Annotated in this window: 15 protein-coding genes and 1 rRNA gene; 10 read left to right on the top strand and 6 right to left on the bottom strand. The window is 66.6% G+C overall.

All coding sequences use genetic code 11. The features are described from left to right. Positions 1-229: 229 nt before the first annotated feature. The 7 genes from rrf to A7W11_RS28470 all read left to right on the top strand — a co-directional run bounded on the left by rrf (position 230) and on the right by A7W11_RS28470 (position 4766). Positions 230-342: ribosomal RNA gene (gene rrf, locus A7W11_RS21845) — 5S ribosomal RNA — on the top strand. Between the two features lie 609 nt (positions 343-951). Then, positions 952-1113: an RcnB family protein gene (locus A7W11_RS28870; RefSeq protein WP_156523184.1), complete on the top strand. Its 162-nt coding sequence runs from the start codon at positions 952-954 to the stop codon at positions 1111-1113. 178 nt (positions 1114-1291) lie between these two features. Continuing rightward, positions 1292-1759: a YaiI/YqxD family protein gene (locus A7W11_RS21835; RefSeq protein WP_066419123.1), complete on the top strand. Its 468-nt coding sequence runs from the start codon at positions 1292-1294 to the stop codon at positions 1757-1759. A gap of 51 nt (positions 1760-1810) precedes the next feature. Beyond that, a complete protein-coding gene (locus tag A7W11_RS28125; RefSeq protein WP_156523183.1) occupies positions 1811-2017 on the top strand; it encodes a hypothetical protein in 207 nt (68 codons plus the stop codon). A gap of 32 nt (positions 2018-2049) precedes the next feature. Beyond that, positions 2050-3030, top strand: coding sequence for a LysR substrate-binding domain-containing protein (locus tag A7W11_RS21830; protein ID WP_066419121.1), 981 nt, complete (start codon positions 2050-2052; stop codon positions 3028-3030). A gap of 219 nt (positions 3031-3249) precedes the next feature. Further along, positions 3250-3384: a hypothetical protein gene (locus tag A7W11_RS29015; protein WP_268874739.1), complete on the top strand. Its 135-nt coding sequence runs from the start codon at positions 3250-3252 to the stop codon at positions 3382-3384. 62 nt (positions 3385-3446) lie between these two features. Then, positions 3447-4766, top strand: a complete 1320-nt coding sequence (locus tag A7W11_RS28470; protein WP_066419119.1) for a YXWGXW repeat-containing protein — start codon at positions 3447-3449, stop codon at positions 4764-4766. Between the two features lie 72 nt (positions 4767-4838). Here the strand turns inward: A7W11_RS28470 and A7W11_RS21820 are convergent, their stop codons facing one another. The 5 genes from A7W11_RS21820 to A7W11_RS21800 all read right to left on the bottom strand — a co-directional run bounded on the left by A7W11_RS21820 (position 4839) and on the right by A7W11_RS21800 (position 11354). Further along, positions 4839-6227 carry an MFS transporter gene (locus A7W11_RS21820; RefSeq protein WP_082887414.1) on the bottom strand — a complete coding sequence of 463 codons (1389 nt, stop codon included), beginning with the start codon at positions 6225-6227 and terminating at the stop codon, positions 4839-4841. A gap of 87 nt (positions 6228-6314) precedes the next feature. Then, the gene (locus tag A7W11_RS21815; RefSeq protein WP_066419113.1) at positions 6315-7982 is read right to left on the bottom strand and encodes a hydantoinase B/oxoprolinase family protein; all 1668 of its coding nucleotides are present in this window, start codon (positions 7980-7982) and stop codon (positions 6315-6317) included. A gap of 1 nt (position 7983) precedes the next feature. Beyond that, complete coding sequence (locus A7W11_RS21810) at positions 7984-10098, bottom strand: hydantoinase/oxoprolinase family protein (protein ID WP_066419110.1); 2115 nt, start codon at positions 10096-10098, stop codon at positions 7984-7986. 312 nt (positions 10099-10410) lie between these two features. After that, complete coding sequence (locus tag A7W11_RS21805; RefSeq protein WP_066419104.1) at positions 10411-10770, bottom strand: hypothetical protein; 360 nt, start codon at positions 10768-10770, stop codon at positions 10411-10413. A 212-nt stretch (positions 10771-10982) separates the two neighbouring features. Further along, positions 10983-11354 (bottom strand): hypothetical protein, encoded by a 372-nt coding sequence (locus tag A7W11_RS21800; protein WP_156523182.1) that lies wholly within the window; start codon positions 11352-11354, stop codon positions 10983-10985. 172 nt (positions 11355-11526) lie between these two features. Between A7W11_RS21800 and A7W11_RS21795 the strand changes: the two genes are divergently transcribed. Genes A7W11_RS21795 through A7W11_RS21785 form a run of 3 tightly spaced genes read left to right on the top strand, consistent with a single transcriptional unit; the run spans position 11527 to position 15069 of the window. After that, positions 11527-12378, top strand: coding sequence for a gluconate 2-dehydrogenase subunit 3 family protein (locus A7W11_RS21795; RefSeq protein ID WP_066419096.1), 852 nt, complete (start codon positions 11527-11529; stop codon positions 12376-12378). Next, entirely contained in the window at positions 12371-14140 is a 1770-nt protein-coding gene (locus A7W11_RS21790; protein ID WP_066419363.1) for a GMC family oxidoreductase, read from the top strand. Before A7W11_RS21795 ends, A7W11_RS21790 begins: the two co-directional genes overlap by 8 nt. Continuing rightward, positions 14140-15069: a c-type cytochrome gene (locus A7W11_RS21785; protein WP_066419093.1), complete on the top strand. Its 930-nt coding sequence runs from the start codon at positions 14140-14142 to the stop codon at positions 15067-15069. Before A7W11_RS21790 ends, A7W11_RS21785 begins: the two co-directional genes overlap by 1 nt. A gap of 57 nt (positions 15070-15126) precedes the next feature. Here A7W11_RS21785 and A7W11_RS21780 read toward each other — a convergent pair. After that, the coding region (locus A7W11_RS21780; protein WP_066419088.1) for an MFS transporter at positions 15127-16398 on the bottom strand (1272 nt) is incomplete at its 5' end.

Below are 16398 nucleotides of genomic sequence, written 5' to 3'. Positions count from 1 at the left end.
TGATACTAATTGCCCGTGAGGCTTGATCCTATAACTCTACAGTCTTCATACGCGGCGCCACGAGCGCGCCGCCAGGTGCTAACGCGCACCGTGCCGGCGAGAACGCCGTGCATCACAACCCCAGAATCTACGTATTCCATACGCTTTACGTCGCAGGCCTCAACCCCTGCCCAGCGTGCTTCTTCTTCTGAGCCGTTGACCCAACCCGTCAACCGCTCAACCTCTTACGCCTGACGACCATAGCAAGGTGGTCCCACCCCTTCCCTTCCCGAACAGGACCGTGAAACACCTTTGCGCCGATGATAGTGGATGTACATCTGTGAAAGTAGGTCATCGTCAGGCTCTTATCCCCAAAACCCCGTAGACACAACGTCTGCGGGGTTTTGCTTTGGACGCCCGAAAAAAGCTCCGGCTTCCTCAGACGGACCGCAGCGCGACGATGCGTCTGCATATGCACTGCCTCTGTATGTCGCAGTGTGTGGATTTGCATGGGAGCGACCGAATTTGTGATGTTCCCAAACGCAGAATGGCGACCTATGGGTGACAAATGCCGGGGTTTACAGGGAAAAGCCGGACACGGCAGTCATCCTTCCGGATAAACCAGGTAACGGTTAACGCTCTGTTCGGCCCATCCCTTGGCTAGAATTTTCCCAACGGTGCGTACCGTCGAATAGGGAGTTCGCCATGAAAAAAAACCTAGTCTCTTCCGTCCTGGCTGCTGTGATCGCTGTCAGCAGCAGTGTGGCCGTCGCTCAGCCAGAGCCCGGCCCTGGCGGCCCGGATGGTCGGCATGGAGCGGAAAACAAAGGCGCCGGTCCGCAGGGTGGCCGTCCTGACCACGGGCCAGGCCGCGACAACGGCCGGGGCCGTGATGATCGAGGCCGAGACCAGGGCCGCGAACCGCAGCGCCGCCCTGATCCCGCTCCGGAACGTTGGAGCAAGGGACAGCGTGTGCCTGACCCGTACCGTGGCCATCAATACGTCATCGATGATTGGCACGACCACCATCTGCGCCAGCCGCCGCGGGGCTACCACTGGATCGGCGTAGGCGCGGATTACTTCCTGGTCGGAGTTGCCACGGGCCTGGTGCTGGAGTCCGTGTTCGGGCGCTGATCCCTGCCAGGTGTTCTGAGCGAAGCGGCGTCCTGGTGGTGCCCCCGGAGGCAGTGACGGGATGGCTTAACATGATGCGTCGTGTCATGGCGCCAAGGCAGGCGGTGGATGCGAAACACATCCCCGGCGCGCCTTTGCTTTCCTTCGCCAGACCTTACCTGTTTCAAGAGAGACACCCGTGCATATCTGGGTCGACGCAGACGCCTGTCCCGCCGTCATCAAGGACATCCTGTTCCGTGCGGCGCAGCGATGGCAGATACCCTTGACGCTGGTGGCCAATCAGATGCTGCGCACGCCGCCTTCTCCGTTCATCCGCGCGGTGCAGGTTCCTCGCGGCTTCGATGTCGCGGATGCGCACATCGCCCAGCATGCGCAGACGGGCGACCTGGTGATCACCGGCGACATCCCCTTGGCCGCCGATGTATTGGCGAAGGGAGCGCTGGCGCTGAATCCGCGGGGCGAGCGCTATTCGAACGAAACCATCCGCGAGCGTCTGGCCGTGCGAGACATGATGGAAGAACTGCGCGCCAGCGGTGTCGATACGGGCGGACCATCTTCGTTCGGCCAATCCGACCGCAAGGCCTTCGCCAATCAACTGGACACGCTGCTGGCCCGACAGGCACGGGTGAACAAGCCTTCCGTGTGATATTCGGGTACCTCCGCAGAGGGGGCCGGACATCCGCCCCGAGGGCAACACATGAGTACATGGCGGCGCAAGGCCATCGAGGCCGCGCCAGAACTGCAGGGTGTTCTCGAGGCCATCTGGTCGCCGATGGCGGCATGGATCGAACTGCGGATCGCGTTCGAGCAGGCCATCGGACGCAATGACATGCAAGGCGCCCGGCGCGCAAGCCCTGATGACGCGCCGGGCCGGCCCGCAAGACCAAGGCCGGAAGGGATATGATTGACCGCGCACGTCCAACCCTCCCGCGTTTCATGCGTTATCGACTGCCTCCCCTGAACTCCCTGCGGATCTTCGAAGCCGTGATGCGGCATGGCTCCATACGCCAGGCCGCGGGTGAGCTATGCCTGACGCCTCAGGCGGTCAGCCAGCAACTGAAGCATCTCGAATCCCATCTGGATCAACAGCTGTTCCACCGCGACGTCAGCAGCTTGAAGCCCACCTTGGCGGCGCAGACGTTCTATCTGCACGTGCGCGACGGATTGGACCGTTTTGCCGATGGTGTGCAGGCGGTGCAGGTCTCGCCCGAGACGCCGCATCTGTATCTGTACGTCAGTCCGTACTTCGCCACCGAATTCCTGGTGCCGCGGCTGGGCCTGTTCACCTCGTCGATGCCGGATCTGGACCTGCGCATGGCCGTGGGAGTGGAGCTGGTCGAGCTGGATTCGCAAAACCTGGACGCCGCCATCCATTGGAACTATGCCGCCCCGCCGGGTTACGAGGAAACGCCACTGCTGGATGACCTGAAAGTGCTGGTGGCCACGCCGGCGTTGCTGGACCGGCTACCGGTCAACGAGCCGAAGGACCTCCTGCGGCACAACGTCATCTCGTCGCTGGTGGCCAATACCCTGTGGGAAGACACGCTGGACTTGCTGGGCGTGTCCGAGCGCCCGACGCAATCCATCATGCGGCTGCACACGCACGCGGCCATGATGGAAGCGGTGCTGGCGGGCCTGGGAGTGGGGTTCCTTTCCTATGCCGATGCCGTGCGTCACGTGGCGGCGGGGCGGCTGGTGGCGCCGTTCGGCATGGACGTGCTGAAGAAGCTGCCCCGTGACCGCGTGCCGCGATTCAGCCTGCTGGTGAAATCGAATCACTGTTATTCACCGGTGCTGCGGCAGTTCACGCGATGGCTGCTGCACGATGTGTGTACCGAACAGGTAAGCGGCTATCCCTCCACTTGCCGCATGGCGCCGGAAGGCGAGCATGAACCGGTAACGTTGCGCGCAAGCTAGCGTGGTAGCCCATGGGCGACGGCATGGCCTCGCCGCGACGGTCTTCAGGCTGTCGACAGAACCATTGCAAATGCCTGGGTTGCAGCACGAGTTCGACACGATCGGTCACCGATCAGGTGTTTCGAAGCCATTACAGACGAAGAACTTGCGCCGGGGATGATGGCCTAATTCCTTACCTGCCACGTCGTTCCGATGTGCAGGAGAAGCAAGGAGTCCGCCATGCTCAGGACCATGATTCTGTCGATCGCCGTGGCTTGCACCATGACCGGGTGTATCGTCGTTCCCGCCCGTCACTATGCGCCGGCGCCGGTCTACTACCACCCGCATTACTACCATTACTACTACGGCTATTGAGGCCGCCTCGCGCCTTCGGCAGCGGGCGAAGAAGCCTGCACATGGACAGTCAGGAGTCCATCATGCGTGAATTCAGCAGAAACCGAGTATCGCTGTCTTTGGCTGTCTTGCCGACGCTGTGCGCGGCGCTCGGCGTGAGCGGCGCGGCGCAGGCGCAGAGCACGACGATCACCACGGTGACCACGACGACGACGGGTCCGACGATCGGCCCCGATCCCGCCAATGCGAACCTGGCGCCGATCGAAACCAGTCCCGCGCCGCCGCCGTCGCTGCCGGTGTACGAACAACCGCCCGTGCCCGGGCCGGGCTATATCTGGACCCCGGGTTACTGGGCGCTCAATGCCTGGGGCTTCTATTGGGTGCCCGGGGCCTGGCTGCTGGCGCCGTATACCGGCGCGTTGTGGACGCCCGGCTATTGGGGCTACGTGGATGGCTTGTATCGGTGGCATGCCGGCTATTGGGGGCCGCACATCGGCTTCTATGGTGGTGTGAACTACGGCTTCGGCTATCTCGGCACGGGGTATGTCGGCGGGTATTGGGACCGCGACGTGTTCCTGTACAACCGGGCCGTGACGCATGTGGACGTGACGCGCGTCACCAACGTGTATGTGCGCAATGTGGATGTGTACGTGGACCACCGCCGCATCAGCTACAACGGCGGACGCGGCGGCATGGATGCCCGGCCCAACCCGCACGAGCTGGCGGCCGCGCGCGAGCAGCACCTGCCGCCCACGCGGATGCAGATCGAACATATGCGGGATTTCGGGCACGACAGGGCGCAGTTTGCCGGCCACGGCCGAGGCCCCGCGATGATGGCGATGCCGCGGCCGCTGCTCGTCGGCAGCGATCCTCGTGGCGGGCCGGGTGGGCTGAACATGCGTCGTGACGGTCCCGCGCAGGGCGAGCGCAGGAGTCCTGCGATACATGTGCCAGGCGGCGTGCCGAACGGCCCGGGGAATGGGGTCGATCGATGGGGACCTGGGCAAGGCGAACGCGTGAACTCGCCGCAACGCATGCAACCCGGCATGCCCTCCGCGCCCGCGAGCAATGCCGGCCGAGCCGCACCCGCCCGGCCCACTGCGAATCCTGGCCCGCAGAGCTTTCCCGCGCAACGGGAGCCCGGCCAGCCGCATCCGAACCGCGACGCGCGCGAGCAGCAGATGCGTCAGATGCAGGAGGCCCGTCCGCCATCCCAGCCGCGTCCGCAGCCGCAGCAACCGCAGCCGCGTCCGCAGCCGCAGCAACCGCAGCCGCGTCCGCAGAGCATGGTCGAGCATGAGCGTGCCGCGCCAGCTCGTGGGCCTGAGCGCAGCCCCGAACGGGCCGCGCCGCATGAACAGCGGCGTGGCGGTGGTGACGATCGCAGGAACGGGGATCGATGATTTCCCTTCCGCGGAATGACCGCCGCCGGCCGGTTCGTTCTGCTTGTGTCCCCGGACCGCCAGGGCCTTGCATCATTCCGCCCGCGCCGCGTCTCCCGGCATCGGCTGACCCGTGCGGTCCTGGCTGGACAGCAGCGCGACGATCCCGACCACGGCGCCGAACATAAGGTAGTACGCCGGCATGGTCGTGTTGCCGGTGCGTTGGATGAGCCACGCGTTGAGCATCGGTGCCGTGCCCGCGAACAGGGCCACCGAGACGTTATAGCTGACCGCCATGCCGGTGAAGCGCACCCGCGTATGGAACAGCGCCGGTACGGCGGCGAAGATGCAGCCCAGCAGCGCCGACAGGCACAGGTTCAGCAGCAGCAGCGACACGACCTTGATCGCATAGCTGCCTTCGGCCAGCAGGTGGAAGCACGGAATGGCCAGCACCAGCACGCCGATGCTGCCCGCCAGCATCGTCATCCTGCGCGAGATGCGGTCGGCCAGGATGCCCATGACGGGGATCATGGCGATCAGGAACAGCTGCGGGCCCAGCGATAGCAGAAAGCCGGCGGACTCCTTCATGGCCAGCGCGCTGGACAGGTAGGTGGGGATGTAGGTGGTCACCGTGTACAGCGTGATGTTGGTGACGATGATGAAGCCGCACGACTGCAGCAGTTCGGCGCGATGGGTGGAGAACAGCTCGCTCCACGTAGCCGTTGGATGCGATTTCTTGCTTTCGCGCACGGCCTCGAAGGCGGGCGTCTCTTCCAGCTTGTCGCGGATGTACAGGCCGATGGCGCCCAGCGGCAGCGCCAGCAGGAACGGGATGCGCCAGGCCCACTCGGTGATCTGCTCGGTGGTGAAGATGGCCGTGAGCACGGTGGTGATGGTGGCGCCGAAGGCGAAGCCGCTGATGCAGCCGACCTCGATCCAGCTGGTGATGGCGGTGCGGCGCTTGTCCGAGCAGTACTCGGCCACGAAGATGGCCGCGCCGCTGCCTTCGCCGCCGGCCGAGATGCCTTGCAACAGGCGCAGCAGCACCAGCAGGATGGGCGCGGCGATGCCGATGGTCGTGTATGACGGAACCAGGCCGATCGCGAAGGTGGCCACCGCCATCATCAGGATGGTGACGGTCAGCACGCGCTTGCGGCCGAAGCGGTCGCCGATGGGGCCGAAGATGACGCCGCCGAAGGGACGCGCGAAGAAGGCCACGGCGAAGGCCGCCAGCGAGGCGATCAGCTGCATGCCGGGCTCGGTGGACGGGAAGAATACGCGGCCCAGCACGCTGGCCAGGCAGCCGTACACCGAGAACTCGAACCACTCGACGAAGCTGCCGACCACCGAGGCCAGCACCACCTTGTTCAGTTCCTTCCTGCCGACGGCGCGCGGCGCGGCGGCCGTTGCGCCGGCGTGCGCGCCAGCCCCCGCGCGGTCGCGGTCCATGGCGGCGGTTGCTCGCATTGCATTGGTACTCATCGTTCTTTACCCCTTGGATGATGTTCGCCGCATCCGAAGTTCGCCTTGAGGATGCGGTGCCGGGTGCTGCCCGGTAAGGCTCAACGCTCAATCGAATGCATGCGGATAGTCGCGCCGCGCCTGCTCCTCGGAGATGTAGCCGTAGCTGACGTCGCGTTTCACCAGTTCGGCGGGGCGATCGGCGGCGCGGCCGTAGCCGCCGCCGCCGGGCAGGTCCAGCACCAGGCGGCGGCCTTCGGGAATGCGCTGCGTGCCCTTGGCCTTCATGACGGATCCGTCGTCCATGCCGACCTTGCCGGCCGCGCCGTTGCCGCCGCCCAGGTGGCCACGCGCCGGGAAGGCCACGCGGTCGAACATGGCGTTCAGCGAGAAGTGGTAGCCCTCGTGCGCGCCGATCTCGATGCGTTGGCCCAGGCCGCCGCGCCAGCGTCCGGCGCCGCCGGAGTCGGGCCGCAGTTCCTTGCGCCAGATGACGATGGGACCGATGCTTTCCGTCACCTCGGCGGACATGCTGTGCACGCCGCTGGGGAAGGCGGTGGCGCTCAGGCCATCGCTGGCCGGACGCGCGCCGGTGCCGCCGGTGTTGAAGATCAGCATTTCATGGCGCGACTGGCTGTTGTCGGCGCGCGTGCCCTGGAACCTCATTTGCAGGTTCCACAGCGCGCTGGCGCCTTCGGCGGGGATCAGGTCGGGCTTGTAGCCTTGCAGCGCGCCCAGCACCACGTCGGGAATCAGGTGGCCCAGTACGTGGCGTACGGCCACGGGCGAGGGGCGCGGCGCGTTCAGGATGCAGCCCTCGGGTGCGCTGATCTCGAACGGGCGCAGCGAGGCCCAGTTGTTGGGAATGGCGGGCGCGATGGCGCACTTCAATGCGTAGCACGCGTAGGCCTTGGTGTAGGTCAGCGGCACGTTGATGCCATAGCCGCTGGGGCCGGAGGTGCCGTCGAAGTCGGCGTACAGCGTGCCGTCCTGCGACTTGACCTTCACGCGCAGGTCGATGGGCGACTCGTAGCCGTCCACGCGCATGTCGTAGGCGTTGTCGCCAGCGGGCAGGGAGGCGATGCGCTCGCGCGTGGCGCGTTCGCTGTGGTCGAAGATGAACTCGGCCAGCTCCTGCAGGTCGGCCAGGCCGAACTCGTCCATCATGGCTTCGAGGCGGCGGCGGCCCGTATCGTTGCACGCCACCAGCGAATGGAAGTCGCCGATTACCTGGTCCTGCTCGCGCACGTTGCTGCGCAGGATCTCGATCAGGTCGTCGTTCAGTTCGCCGGCCTTGTAGAACTTCATCAGCGGAATGCAGATGCCTTCTTCATAGACCTCGGTGGCGTCGGGGCCGAAGCCGCGGCCGCCGATGTCGACGACGTGCGCGGTCGAGGCGAAGTAGGCGATCAGCCGCGGAGCCTGGCCCGGGGCCTGCGCACGGAACACCGGGGTGACCATCGTGATGTCGTGCAGGTGGCCGGTGCCCATCCAGGGATCGTTGGTGACCAGCACGTCGCCGGGGGCGAGCCTGCCGCCGAACTTCTGCACGAAGTGGCCGACGGACTCGGCCATGGAGTTGACGTGGCCGGGCGTGCCGGTGACGGCCTGGGCGATCATGCGGCCATGCGCGTCGAACACGCCGGCCGACAGGTCGCCGGCTTCGCGCACGCTGGTGCAGAAGGCGGTGCGCACCAGGGTGACGGCCTGTTCCTCGACGACCGCGATCAGGCGGTTCCACATGATCTGTTCGCGCACGCGGATGGTTTCGCTCATGTCAGGCTCCCTTGGATTGTTGTTTGCGTTGAATCAGCAGGCAGCCGTCCTGTTGCTGGATCAGGCTGTAGTCGGGGCTGACGTACGAGGAGGTTTCTTTCTCGGTGACGATCAGTGGGCCGTCCAGGCGCAGGTCGCGCGGCAGGCTGGCGCGGTCGTAGATGGCGCATTCCAGGAACTGGCCGCGCTTGGCGTCGAAGACGTCGCGGATGCCGATGGGCGGGCATTGCTGGCGCGTGGCCACGCCCTGGCCGTTGTCGGCATGGATGCGTTCGGGGGCGGCGACGTCGCTGCGCAGCGACAGCGCCCAGCTGACGACCTCGATGTCCAGGCCTTCGACTTCGTGGCCGAACAGTTGCGTATAGGCCTGCGTGAAGTTGGCGCGCAGCACCTTGAGCGTGGCGTCGTCGATGTCGCCGTCCGGCGCGTCGACGGGGATTTCCCAGCCCTGGCCGGCATAGCGCATGTAGGCGCGCAGCTCGCGAACGGTCGTGCCGCGGTGGTCGGTCTCCTGCACGAAGCCCGCGACCTCTTCGTTCATCTCGGCGATCATGGCGTTGACCAGGGCCGTGTCGAAGCGTGACAGGCGCATCACTGCGCTGCGCAGCGACTCGTAGCCGAAGGGCGCCTGCAGGAAGCCGATGGCCGAGCCCACGCCGGCGCCGGGCGGCACGATCAGGCGGTCGATGCCGAGCTTCTCGCACAGGCGGGTGGCATGCAACGGGGCGGCGCCGCCGTAGGCGATCATGGTGAATTCGGTCAGGTCGCGGCCGTTCTCCACCGCGTGCATGCGCGCGGCGTTGGACATGTTCTCGTCCACCATCTCGGCCACGGCGTAGGCACCCTGCACGGGCGTGCCCGCCAGCGGGTCGGCCACGTGGCGGCGCATGGCCGTCTGCGAGGCTTCGGTGTCCAGCGTGATGGAGCCGCCCGCGAAGCGCTTGGGATCGAGCTTGGCCAGGATCAGGTCGGCGTCGGTGACGGTGGGATGCTGGCCGCCTCTGCCATAGCAGGCCGGGCCGGGTTCGGAGCCCGCGCTCTCGGGGCCGACGCGCACCTGCTTCAGGTCGTCGACGTGGGCGATGGAGCCGCCGCCCGCGCCGATCTCGACCATCTCGATGACGGGAATCGAGATGGGCATGCCGCTGCCCTTCTTGAAGCGGTAGGTGCGCGCCACTTCGAACGTGCGCGCGGTCTTGGGGTGCAGGTCTTCGATCAGGCAGATCTTGGCGGTGGTGCCGCCCATGTCGAAAGACAACACGCGCTCCATGCCGTAGCGCGCGGCGACGTGGCTGGCGTAGATGGCGCCGCCGGCCGGGCCGGATTCGAGCAGGCGCACGGGGAATTCCGCGGCGCTGGCCAGCGACATCAGGCCGCCGCCGGAGTGGATCATGTACAGCGGGCAGCGCATGCCTTCCGCGGCCAGCGCATCGGCCAGCCGGTTCAGGTACGAGGACATCAGCGGCTTCACATACGCGTTGGCGCATACGGTGTTGAAGCGTTCGAACTCGCGGATCTGCGGCGAGACCTCGCAGGAGATCGACACGGATACATCCGGCAGGGCGCTTTGCAGGCGGTCGCGCACGGCGCGTTCGTGGGCGCCGTTGCGGTAGCTGTGCATCAGCCCCACGGCCACGCTGGTGAAGCCGCCTGCGCGGATGGCGTCGATGACGCGGTCCAGGCCGGCCGTGTCCAGCGGCACCAGCTCGTTGCCGCTGGCGTCCAGGCGGCCTTCGACCGGAAAGCGGTCGCTGCGCGGGATCAGCGGAGGCGGCAACTGGATGGCCAGGTCGTATTGCTCGAAGCGGCCTTCGTGGCGCATCTCGATCACGTCGCGAAAGCCCTCGCTGGTGATGAAGGCGGTCTTGGCGCCGCGGCGCTCGATCAGGGCGTTGGTGGCCAGCGTGGTGCCGTGCACCACCGAGCCGATCACGGACGGCGCGATGCCGGCTTCCCCGGCGGCCAGTTTCAGGCCCTGCACGATGGCGCGTTCGGGTTTCTGGTAATCGGTCAGGACCTTGGCGGTGTACAAGCGTCCTTCGTATTCCAGCGCGATATCGGTGAACGTGCCGCCGATGTCTGCGCCGGCCCTGCATGCGGACTGCGAAGCTGTCATGGTGTGCCGTGTCTGAGGGAGTCTTGGTGGCTGGCGCGGGGCCCGGCATGGGCGCCACGCGTCCACGGGGCCAGACAATCATGTGCCGCCGCACAGGGGCTGACAAACAAGTATTGCGAGGCCTGGGACAAGTCAGGCTGGTCCGGCAATTACCCTGATAGGGTTAACCACGGGTCTATCGCGAAGTGGCGCGGGGCTGAACAAACTGGGCTTGTCCAGCCATTGGGGATGTCCGGATGCGGCAGGCCCGCGTCATGATGCGCGGGCCTGGTGTGATCGAGGAGGAGTCTGCTCGCGAAAGCGAAGCTCAGGTCAAGGCTTCGGCGCCTGATTGCCGGAGGGCGCGGCGGGCGTGTTCGCCGGCTTTTCCTGTTGCTCCTTGCGTTGGATGTCCTGCTGGGTCGCCTCGTTGTTGTTCGACTGCTGGGGCTTGCCCTCGACCTTGGACGCGGGCGCCATCCGGTCACCGGGGTCCTTGCTGCTGTTTTGCATATTTTGCCCACCGGAACCGCCATTCTGGGCGGGCTCGGGCATATGGCGTTCGGGCGGGGTCGACGGGTGCGGGGTTTCCTGCGCGGTGGCGAAAGTGGCGGCGGCAGCCAGCGCAAGCGCGGTCGCCACGGGAATGGCGTTGCGCAAGGAACGGTACAGGGTCGTGGGGCGGGAACTCATGGCGAAGCTCCATTCTGGTTATGGGCGTTCAGCCATCAGCAAGCCATGTGCCTGATGTTTCCATGCCGGGGCGGCCGCTGACCCGGCCGAGGCGAGCGGCCCGCCGCCTGCGAAACTTCTACCGGCTTGGACCTCACTGCGCGGCATGACAAGCACGGCACAGGAGACAACGTGCGCCTTCTGCTGGTTCAGGCCAATCCCCGCCAGGGCGATCACCGATGATCGGCGCTGCCTCCGGAGCCGGAGGTGGCGCCCGCGCCGGGCATACCCGCATTTCCCGTCGATCCCGCCGTGCTGCCCGGCTGGCTCTTGCCATCGCGCGATTCGGTGCCGCTATCGTCGCCAGCCTTTCGATTGCTTTCGATCCGGCCCGGCGGCGCGGTGCGGCTGGCGCCCGATTTTTCAACGTTTTGCACTTTTGGATCGGTATCGGGTTGGCCTGGCTGCGGCGGCCTGGGCTGCGTCGCCGAGGCGGGCGTGTGGCCGCTGGGTTGCTGCGCGTGCGTGGCGCCCGCCAAGGTGGCGCAGGCGAAAGCCCCTGCCATCAGCGCCCGGCGCATGGCGTCGTGGGATGGGTAAGCCATGATGTTCTCCTCCACGGAAAAGCGTTTGAATGATCCTGGTGGCGCAAACGCCATGCCGGGCAAGCGGCTTGCTCCATGCCTCCCCCGCGAACCCGGCGGCGGTTTTGAAGGTCGCCTTCCATAGACCCTGGGGCCGGTCTGCTGCCTGCCTCGCAACCGGAGCCCTATGCTCATGGACGACTCCTCCGTTCGGGGCCGGCGCGGCCTGTTGAAGGCCATCACGCTCGGCGTCCCCGGCGCGTTGCTGACAAGGGGACAGAGCGCCAACGCGCAGCCTGTCGCGCCCGCCAATGTCCCGGAGCCCTCGGCGCCGCCCGCCTCGCCGCCGCCCGCGGCCAATGACGCGCAGGGCCCTGGCGCCGGCCTGTCCGCCGCCCCGCAGGCGAACACCCGCACATTGAAGTTCTTCAATCAGCAGGAGGCCCAGGCGGTGGATGCGCTGGTGGCGCGGCTGATTCCCGCCGACGACCTGGGGCCGGGCGCCAAGGAAGCCGGTGTCACGACGTTCCTGGACGAGCAACTGGCCGGCGCCTGGGGGGCGGGCGATCAGTTGTACCGCCAGGGGCCCTTTGAACAGGGAACGCCCGAACAGGGCTATCAACTGTCGTTCACGCCGGCGGAGATGTTCCGCCGAGGCCTGGCGGAGCTGGATGCGGCCGTGCGCAAGCAGGACGGAAAGCCCTATGCTGAGTTGAGCGCCGGCCAGCAGGACGAATGGCTCAGGCAGATGCAATCGGGCAAGGCGGACTTTTCGCCATTGCCGTCCGCCGTGTTCTTCCAGGCGCTGCTGGACGGCACCATCGAAGGCTTCTTCTCGGATCCGATGTATGGCGGCAATGCCGGCATGGTGGGCTGGAAGCTGGTGGGCTTTCCCGGCGCCTACGCCAGCTTCTCGAACGACATCGAGCGGCATGGCGTGATCTGGGCAGGCGAACCGGTGTCCATCGCGATGGCGCGGCCGCACCAGATGGAACCGGCGCACGAGCATGGCGCGCCCGCCGCAAAAGGGGGCGCTCATGGCTGAGGCCCTGCCCAAAGTGGATGTCGCCATCGTCGGCGGCGGCTGGACCGGCGCGATCATCGGCAAGGAACTGGCCGCGGCGGGCCAGCGCGTGGTGATCCTGGAGCGGGGCGAGGCGCGCTGGCCTTCGCCGGATTTCCAGGGGCCGAACGTGCACGACGAGTTGAAATACACGCGGCGCCACGCGTTGCACCAGAATGCGGCCACCGAGACCTTCACGTTCCGCAACGACACCCGGCAGAAGGCGTTGCCGATGCGGCGTTGGCAGTTCGCGTATCCGGGCACGCATCTGGGCGGCGCGGGCAATCATTGGTCGGGCGCGTACTACCGCTTCGATCCCACCGACTTCAACCTGCGCAGCCATTACAACGAGCGTTATGGCAAGGCCATCTTCGACGACGACCTGATGAGCCAGGACTGGCCGCTGACCTACGACGAGCTGGAACCGTACTTCGACCGTTTCGATTACCTGGTGGGCGCGTCGGGCCAGGCGGGCAACATCAAGGGACAGAAACAGGAGGGCGGCAATCCGTTCGAGCCGTGGCGCTCGCGCCCGTATCCGAATCCGCCGATGAAGGTGCCCCATGCGCCCGCGCTGTTCGGCGAGGCGGCGCGCAAGCTGGGCTATCACCCCTATGTGCAGCCGTCGGCGCTGTGCACGCGCCCTTATGTGAACAGCGAAGGGCTGCACATGAGCGCCTGTGTGTACTGCGGCTTCTGTTCCAATTTCGGCTGCGAGCACTTCGCCAAGGCCTCGCCGCAGGTCTGTATCCTGCCGGTGGCGATGAAGCTGAAGACGTTCGAGCTGCGCACCGGCGCGCACGTGCTGCGCGTGGAACTGACGGATGACAAGAAGCACGCTCGCGGCGTGACATACGTGGATGCGGCGGGCAAAGAGGTATTCCAGCCGGCCGACACGGTGGTGCTTTGCGCCTTCGGCGTCAACAACGTGCGCCTGCTGCTGCTGTCGGGTATCGGCAAGCCCTACGATCCCGATACCGATACGGGCGTGGTGGGGCGCAACTACACGCACCAGACCACGTCGGGCGTGAACCTGTTCTTCGATGAGTCGGTGAACATCAACCCGTTCATGGGCGCGGGCGCCGTGGCCGTGACGATGGATGATTTCAGCGCCGACAATTTCGATCACGGTCCGCACAAGTTCGTGGGCGGCGGCTATCTGCAGATCCAGGTGGTCAGCGGCGCGCCGATCGGCTATCACCCCACGCCCAAGGGCACCGCGGCGTGGGGCTCGGAATGGAAGCGGGCCGTGCAGCGGTACTACAACCATTCCGCATCCATCACCATCACGGGGTCCGCGCAGCCCACGCGCGGCACGAATCTCAGCCTGGATCCCACTTACAAGGATGCCTGGGGGCTGCCCTTGCTGCGGGTGACCTATGACTTTCCGGACAACGACATCCGCCTGTCGGCCTTCCTGACGCAGAAGGGCGACGAGATCGGAAAGGCCATGCGCGGCGTGGTGGCGACCGAGCCTGGACCGCGCAAGAAGCCGTTCACGGCAACCGCATATCAGTCCACGCATCTGACCGGGGGCGCCATCATGGGCGACGATCCGCAAACCAGCGTGGTCAACCGTTTCGGCCAGGTGTGGGACGTGCCGAACGTGTTCGTGACGGGCGCGTCGCTGTTTCCGCAGAACTCCAACTACAACCCGACGGCCACGGTGGGCGCGACGGCGTATTGGATCGTCGAGAAAATCAAGGCGGACTACCTGCGTTCGCCGGGACCGCTGGTGACGTGATGGACAAGACGAACTCGGGCATCGCAGTGGTGCTGGCGCTGGTCTTCGGGGCGCCCATTGTCACCTTGGTGGCGACGTGGCACCAGATGGGCAATTCGGGCGGCGACAGTCTCATCCGCGCCACGGCGGTGCGGCAGCCTGTGCCGCCGGCGCAGGCTGCCGCCGTGCCCAACGCGCAGGGCCAGCCTGGCGTGCCGGCCAGCCAGGCATCGCCGCCCGCGCCCGTGGGCGCTTCGGCGCCAGCCGCCAGCGGCAGCCAATCGGCGCCTCGTCCGCAAGCCGCGCAACCCGAGCCCGGCCGCAGCGCGCAGGATTTCACGGCTTTCAAGCCGCCGTGGCAGGATGCGCTGGAGAAGGCCGATCCCAAGGCGGGGGCGCAACTTGCCAGTGCTGGCCGGCCCCAGGCGGGTGTGCAGGCCTGTGTGGCGTGCCACGGACAGCAGGGCATATCGCCGGCGGGCAGCAACTTCCCGAATCTGGCGGGGTTGAAGGCGGAGTACCTGGCCAAGCAACTGACCGACTATCACGACGGCAAGCGCAACCATCCACTGATGGGCATGATCGCCAAGGGCCTGACGCCTGAGGAGATCGGCCATTTGGCGCGTTATTACGCCTCGCTGCCCGCACCGGCCGCGAGCGCGGCGGCCGGGCCCGAATCCGCGCGCACCCTGGACGCGTTGGGCGACAACAACCGGGCGCTGCCCGCCTGCGCCAATTGCCATGGTCTGCAAGGCCGCGGCGAAGGGCCGCTGCTGCCCCGGCTGGCGGGCCAGCCGAAGGGATACTTCATCGACCAGATGAATGCGTTTCGAGGCGGTCAACGTGCCAACGACGATGTCGGCGTGATGCGGGCGTTTGTCCAGCGGCTGACGGTGCAGGAAATCGAGGCGCTGGGTGAGTATTACGCTGGGGCGGTGCCGTCCAAGTGATGCTGTGCGGGACGGCGCGCGGCGTCTGTGGCATCGCCCGCGACCGCCGCGTTGCCCTCAGCGCATGTCGAACCGACGCCGTGCGCTGAGCATCGCCACGATGCTGCAGACCGCGCACACGGCCAGATAGAAGCCCAGCGGATAGGGCAGCGCGCTCTGGTTCAGGGTTTCGACAAGGTACGGCGCCAGGATGCCGAAGACCGCCGCGGTCAACGCGTAGGCCAATGAGATGCCCAGGGCCCGCACCGGCGTGGGAAACAGCTCGGCCAGGAACGCCCCCAGTGCGCCCAGATAGCACGCCAGCAGAAAACTGAAGAGGAACTGCACCAGCAGCAACGAGCCGGCCGTGCCCGCTTGCATCAGGAACAGATGCATCGGATAGATCAGCACTGCCACCGCGGCCGCCGAGACCATCATGACGGGCACCCGGCCGACGCGATCGGACAAGGCGCCCATGCAGGGGCCTGTGACCAGCGTGGCGATCCCCGTGACCAGCGCGGAGAAGAACGTGTGGCTCACGGGCAAGGCCAGGTCCATCCTGGCCATGATGGGGAGCATCATGGCGACATAGGCGCCGGCCGTGGAGACCAGCGTGACGCCGCAGCCCAGCAGCATGCGCATGCCGTGGCGCGCGAACAGGTCGACGAAGGGCTGGGTGGGGGGCTCCTGTCCGCGAAAGGCAGGGGTCTCTTCGCATTGATCGTGCAGATACCAGGCGACCAGGGCCAGCAGGATGCCGAAGCCGACGGTGATGCGCCAACCCGTTTCCTGCATGGCTTCCTCGGGCAGCGCGAACGACAGGAACCAGCCCAGCACGCCGGCCAGCAGCGCGGTGACGCCCTGGCCGGTGATCTGCCAGCTGGTGAACAGGCCGCGATGCGTGCGGGTCAGTTCGGCGGTATAGGCGATGCCGCAGCCCACCTGGCCGCCCTGCGCGAAGCTGTGCAAAATCAGGCCGACGGCGATGCCGATGGGCGCCGCCATGCCGATCTGGTCATAGGTGGGCATGATGACGATCAGCGTGGTGCCCAGCGACATCAGCCCGAAGCTCAGGGCCAGCGCGGGACGACGGCCGGCGCGATCGGCCATCAGCCCCAGCAGCAGCGCGCCCAGGGGGCGCACCAGCGTCGTGGCGGACAAGAGCGTGATCATGTAGCCGGTCGATTCGCTGGTCGAGGCGAAGGGGACGAACAGCTGCATGAGCACCGGCGCGAACAGGCCGTAGATCAGGACGTTGTACCAACCCAGCGTGCTGCCCAGCGAGGCGGTGACCATGGCCAGCCATTGCTGGGGCGTCGTGTCGTCGCGTGGGCGGGTGGGCGCGGGGTT

The sequence above is a fragment of the Bordetella ansorpii genome (assembly GCF_900078315.1).
Lineage (GTDB): Bacteria > Pseudomonadota > Gammaproteobacteria > Burkholderiales > Burkholderiaceae_B > Bordetella > Bordetella ansorpii.
The sequence above is the reverse complement of the archived record's forward strand: the minus strand, read 5'-3'. Positions and strand labels throughout refer to the sequence as shown.

Excerpts from the sequence above, each read along its gene's own strand:
- A7W11_RS28125 (WP_156523183.1), top strand. The coding sequence starts at position 1,811 with ATGAGTACATGGCGGCGCAAGGCCATCGAGGCCGCGCCAGAACTGCAG.
- A7W11_RS21830 (WP_066419121.1), top strand. The coding sequence starts at position 2,050 with ATGCGTTATCGACTGCCTCCCCTGAACTCCCTGCGGATCTTCGAAGCC.
- A7W11_RS29015 (WP_268874739.1), top strand. The coding sequence starts at position 3,250 with ATGCTCAGGACCATGATTCTGTCGATCGCCGTGGCTTGCACCATGACC.
- A7W11_RS28470 (WP_066419119.1), top strand. The coding sequence starts at position 3,447 with ATGCGTGAATTCAGCAGAAACCGAGTATCGCTGTCTTTGGCTGTCTTG.
- A7W11_RS21820 (WP_082887414.1), bottom strand. The coding sequence starts at position 6,227 with ATGAGTACCAATGCAATGCGAGCAACCGCCGCCATGGACCGCGACCGC.
- A7W11_RS21815 (WP_066419113.1), bottom strand. The coding sequence starts at position 7,982 with ATGAGCGAAACCATCCGCGTGCGCGAACAGATCATGTGGAACCGCCTG.
- A7W11_RS21810 (WP_066419110.1), bottom strand. The coding sequence starts at position 10,098 with ATGACAGCTTCGCAGTCCGCATGCAGGGCCGGCGCAGACATCGGCGGC.
- A7W11_RS21805 (WP_066419104.1), bottom strand. The coding sequence starts at position 10,770 with ATGAGTTCCCGCCCCACGACCCTGTACCGTTCCTTGCGCAACGCCATT.
- A7W11_RS21800 (WP_156523182.1), bottom strand. The coding sequence starts at position 11,354 with ATGGCTTACCCATCCCACGACGCCATGCGCCGGGCGCTGATGGCAGGG.
- A7W11_RS21795 (WP_066419096.1), top strand. The coding sequence starts at position 11,527 with ATGGACGACTCCTCCGTTCGGGGCCGGCGCGGCCTGTTGAAGGCCATC.
- A7W11_RS21790 (WP_066419363.1), top strand. The coding sequence starts at position 12,371 with ATGGCTGAGGCCCTGCCCAAAGTGGATGTCGCCATCGTCGGCGGCGGC.
- A7W11_RS21785 (WP_066419093.1), top strand. The coding sequence starts at position 14,140 with ATGGACAAGACGAACTCGGGCATCGCAGTGGTGCTGGCGCTGGTCTTC.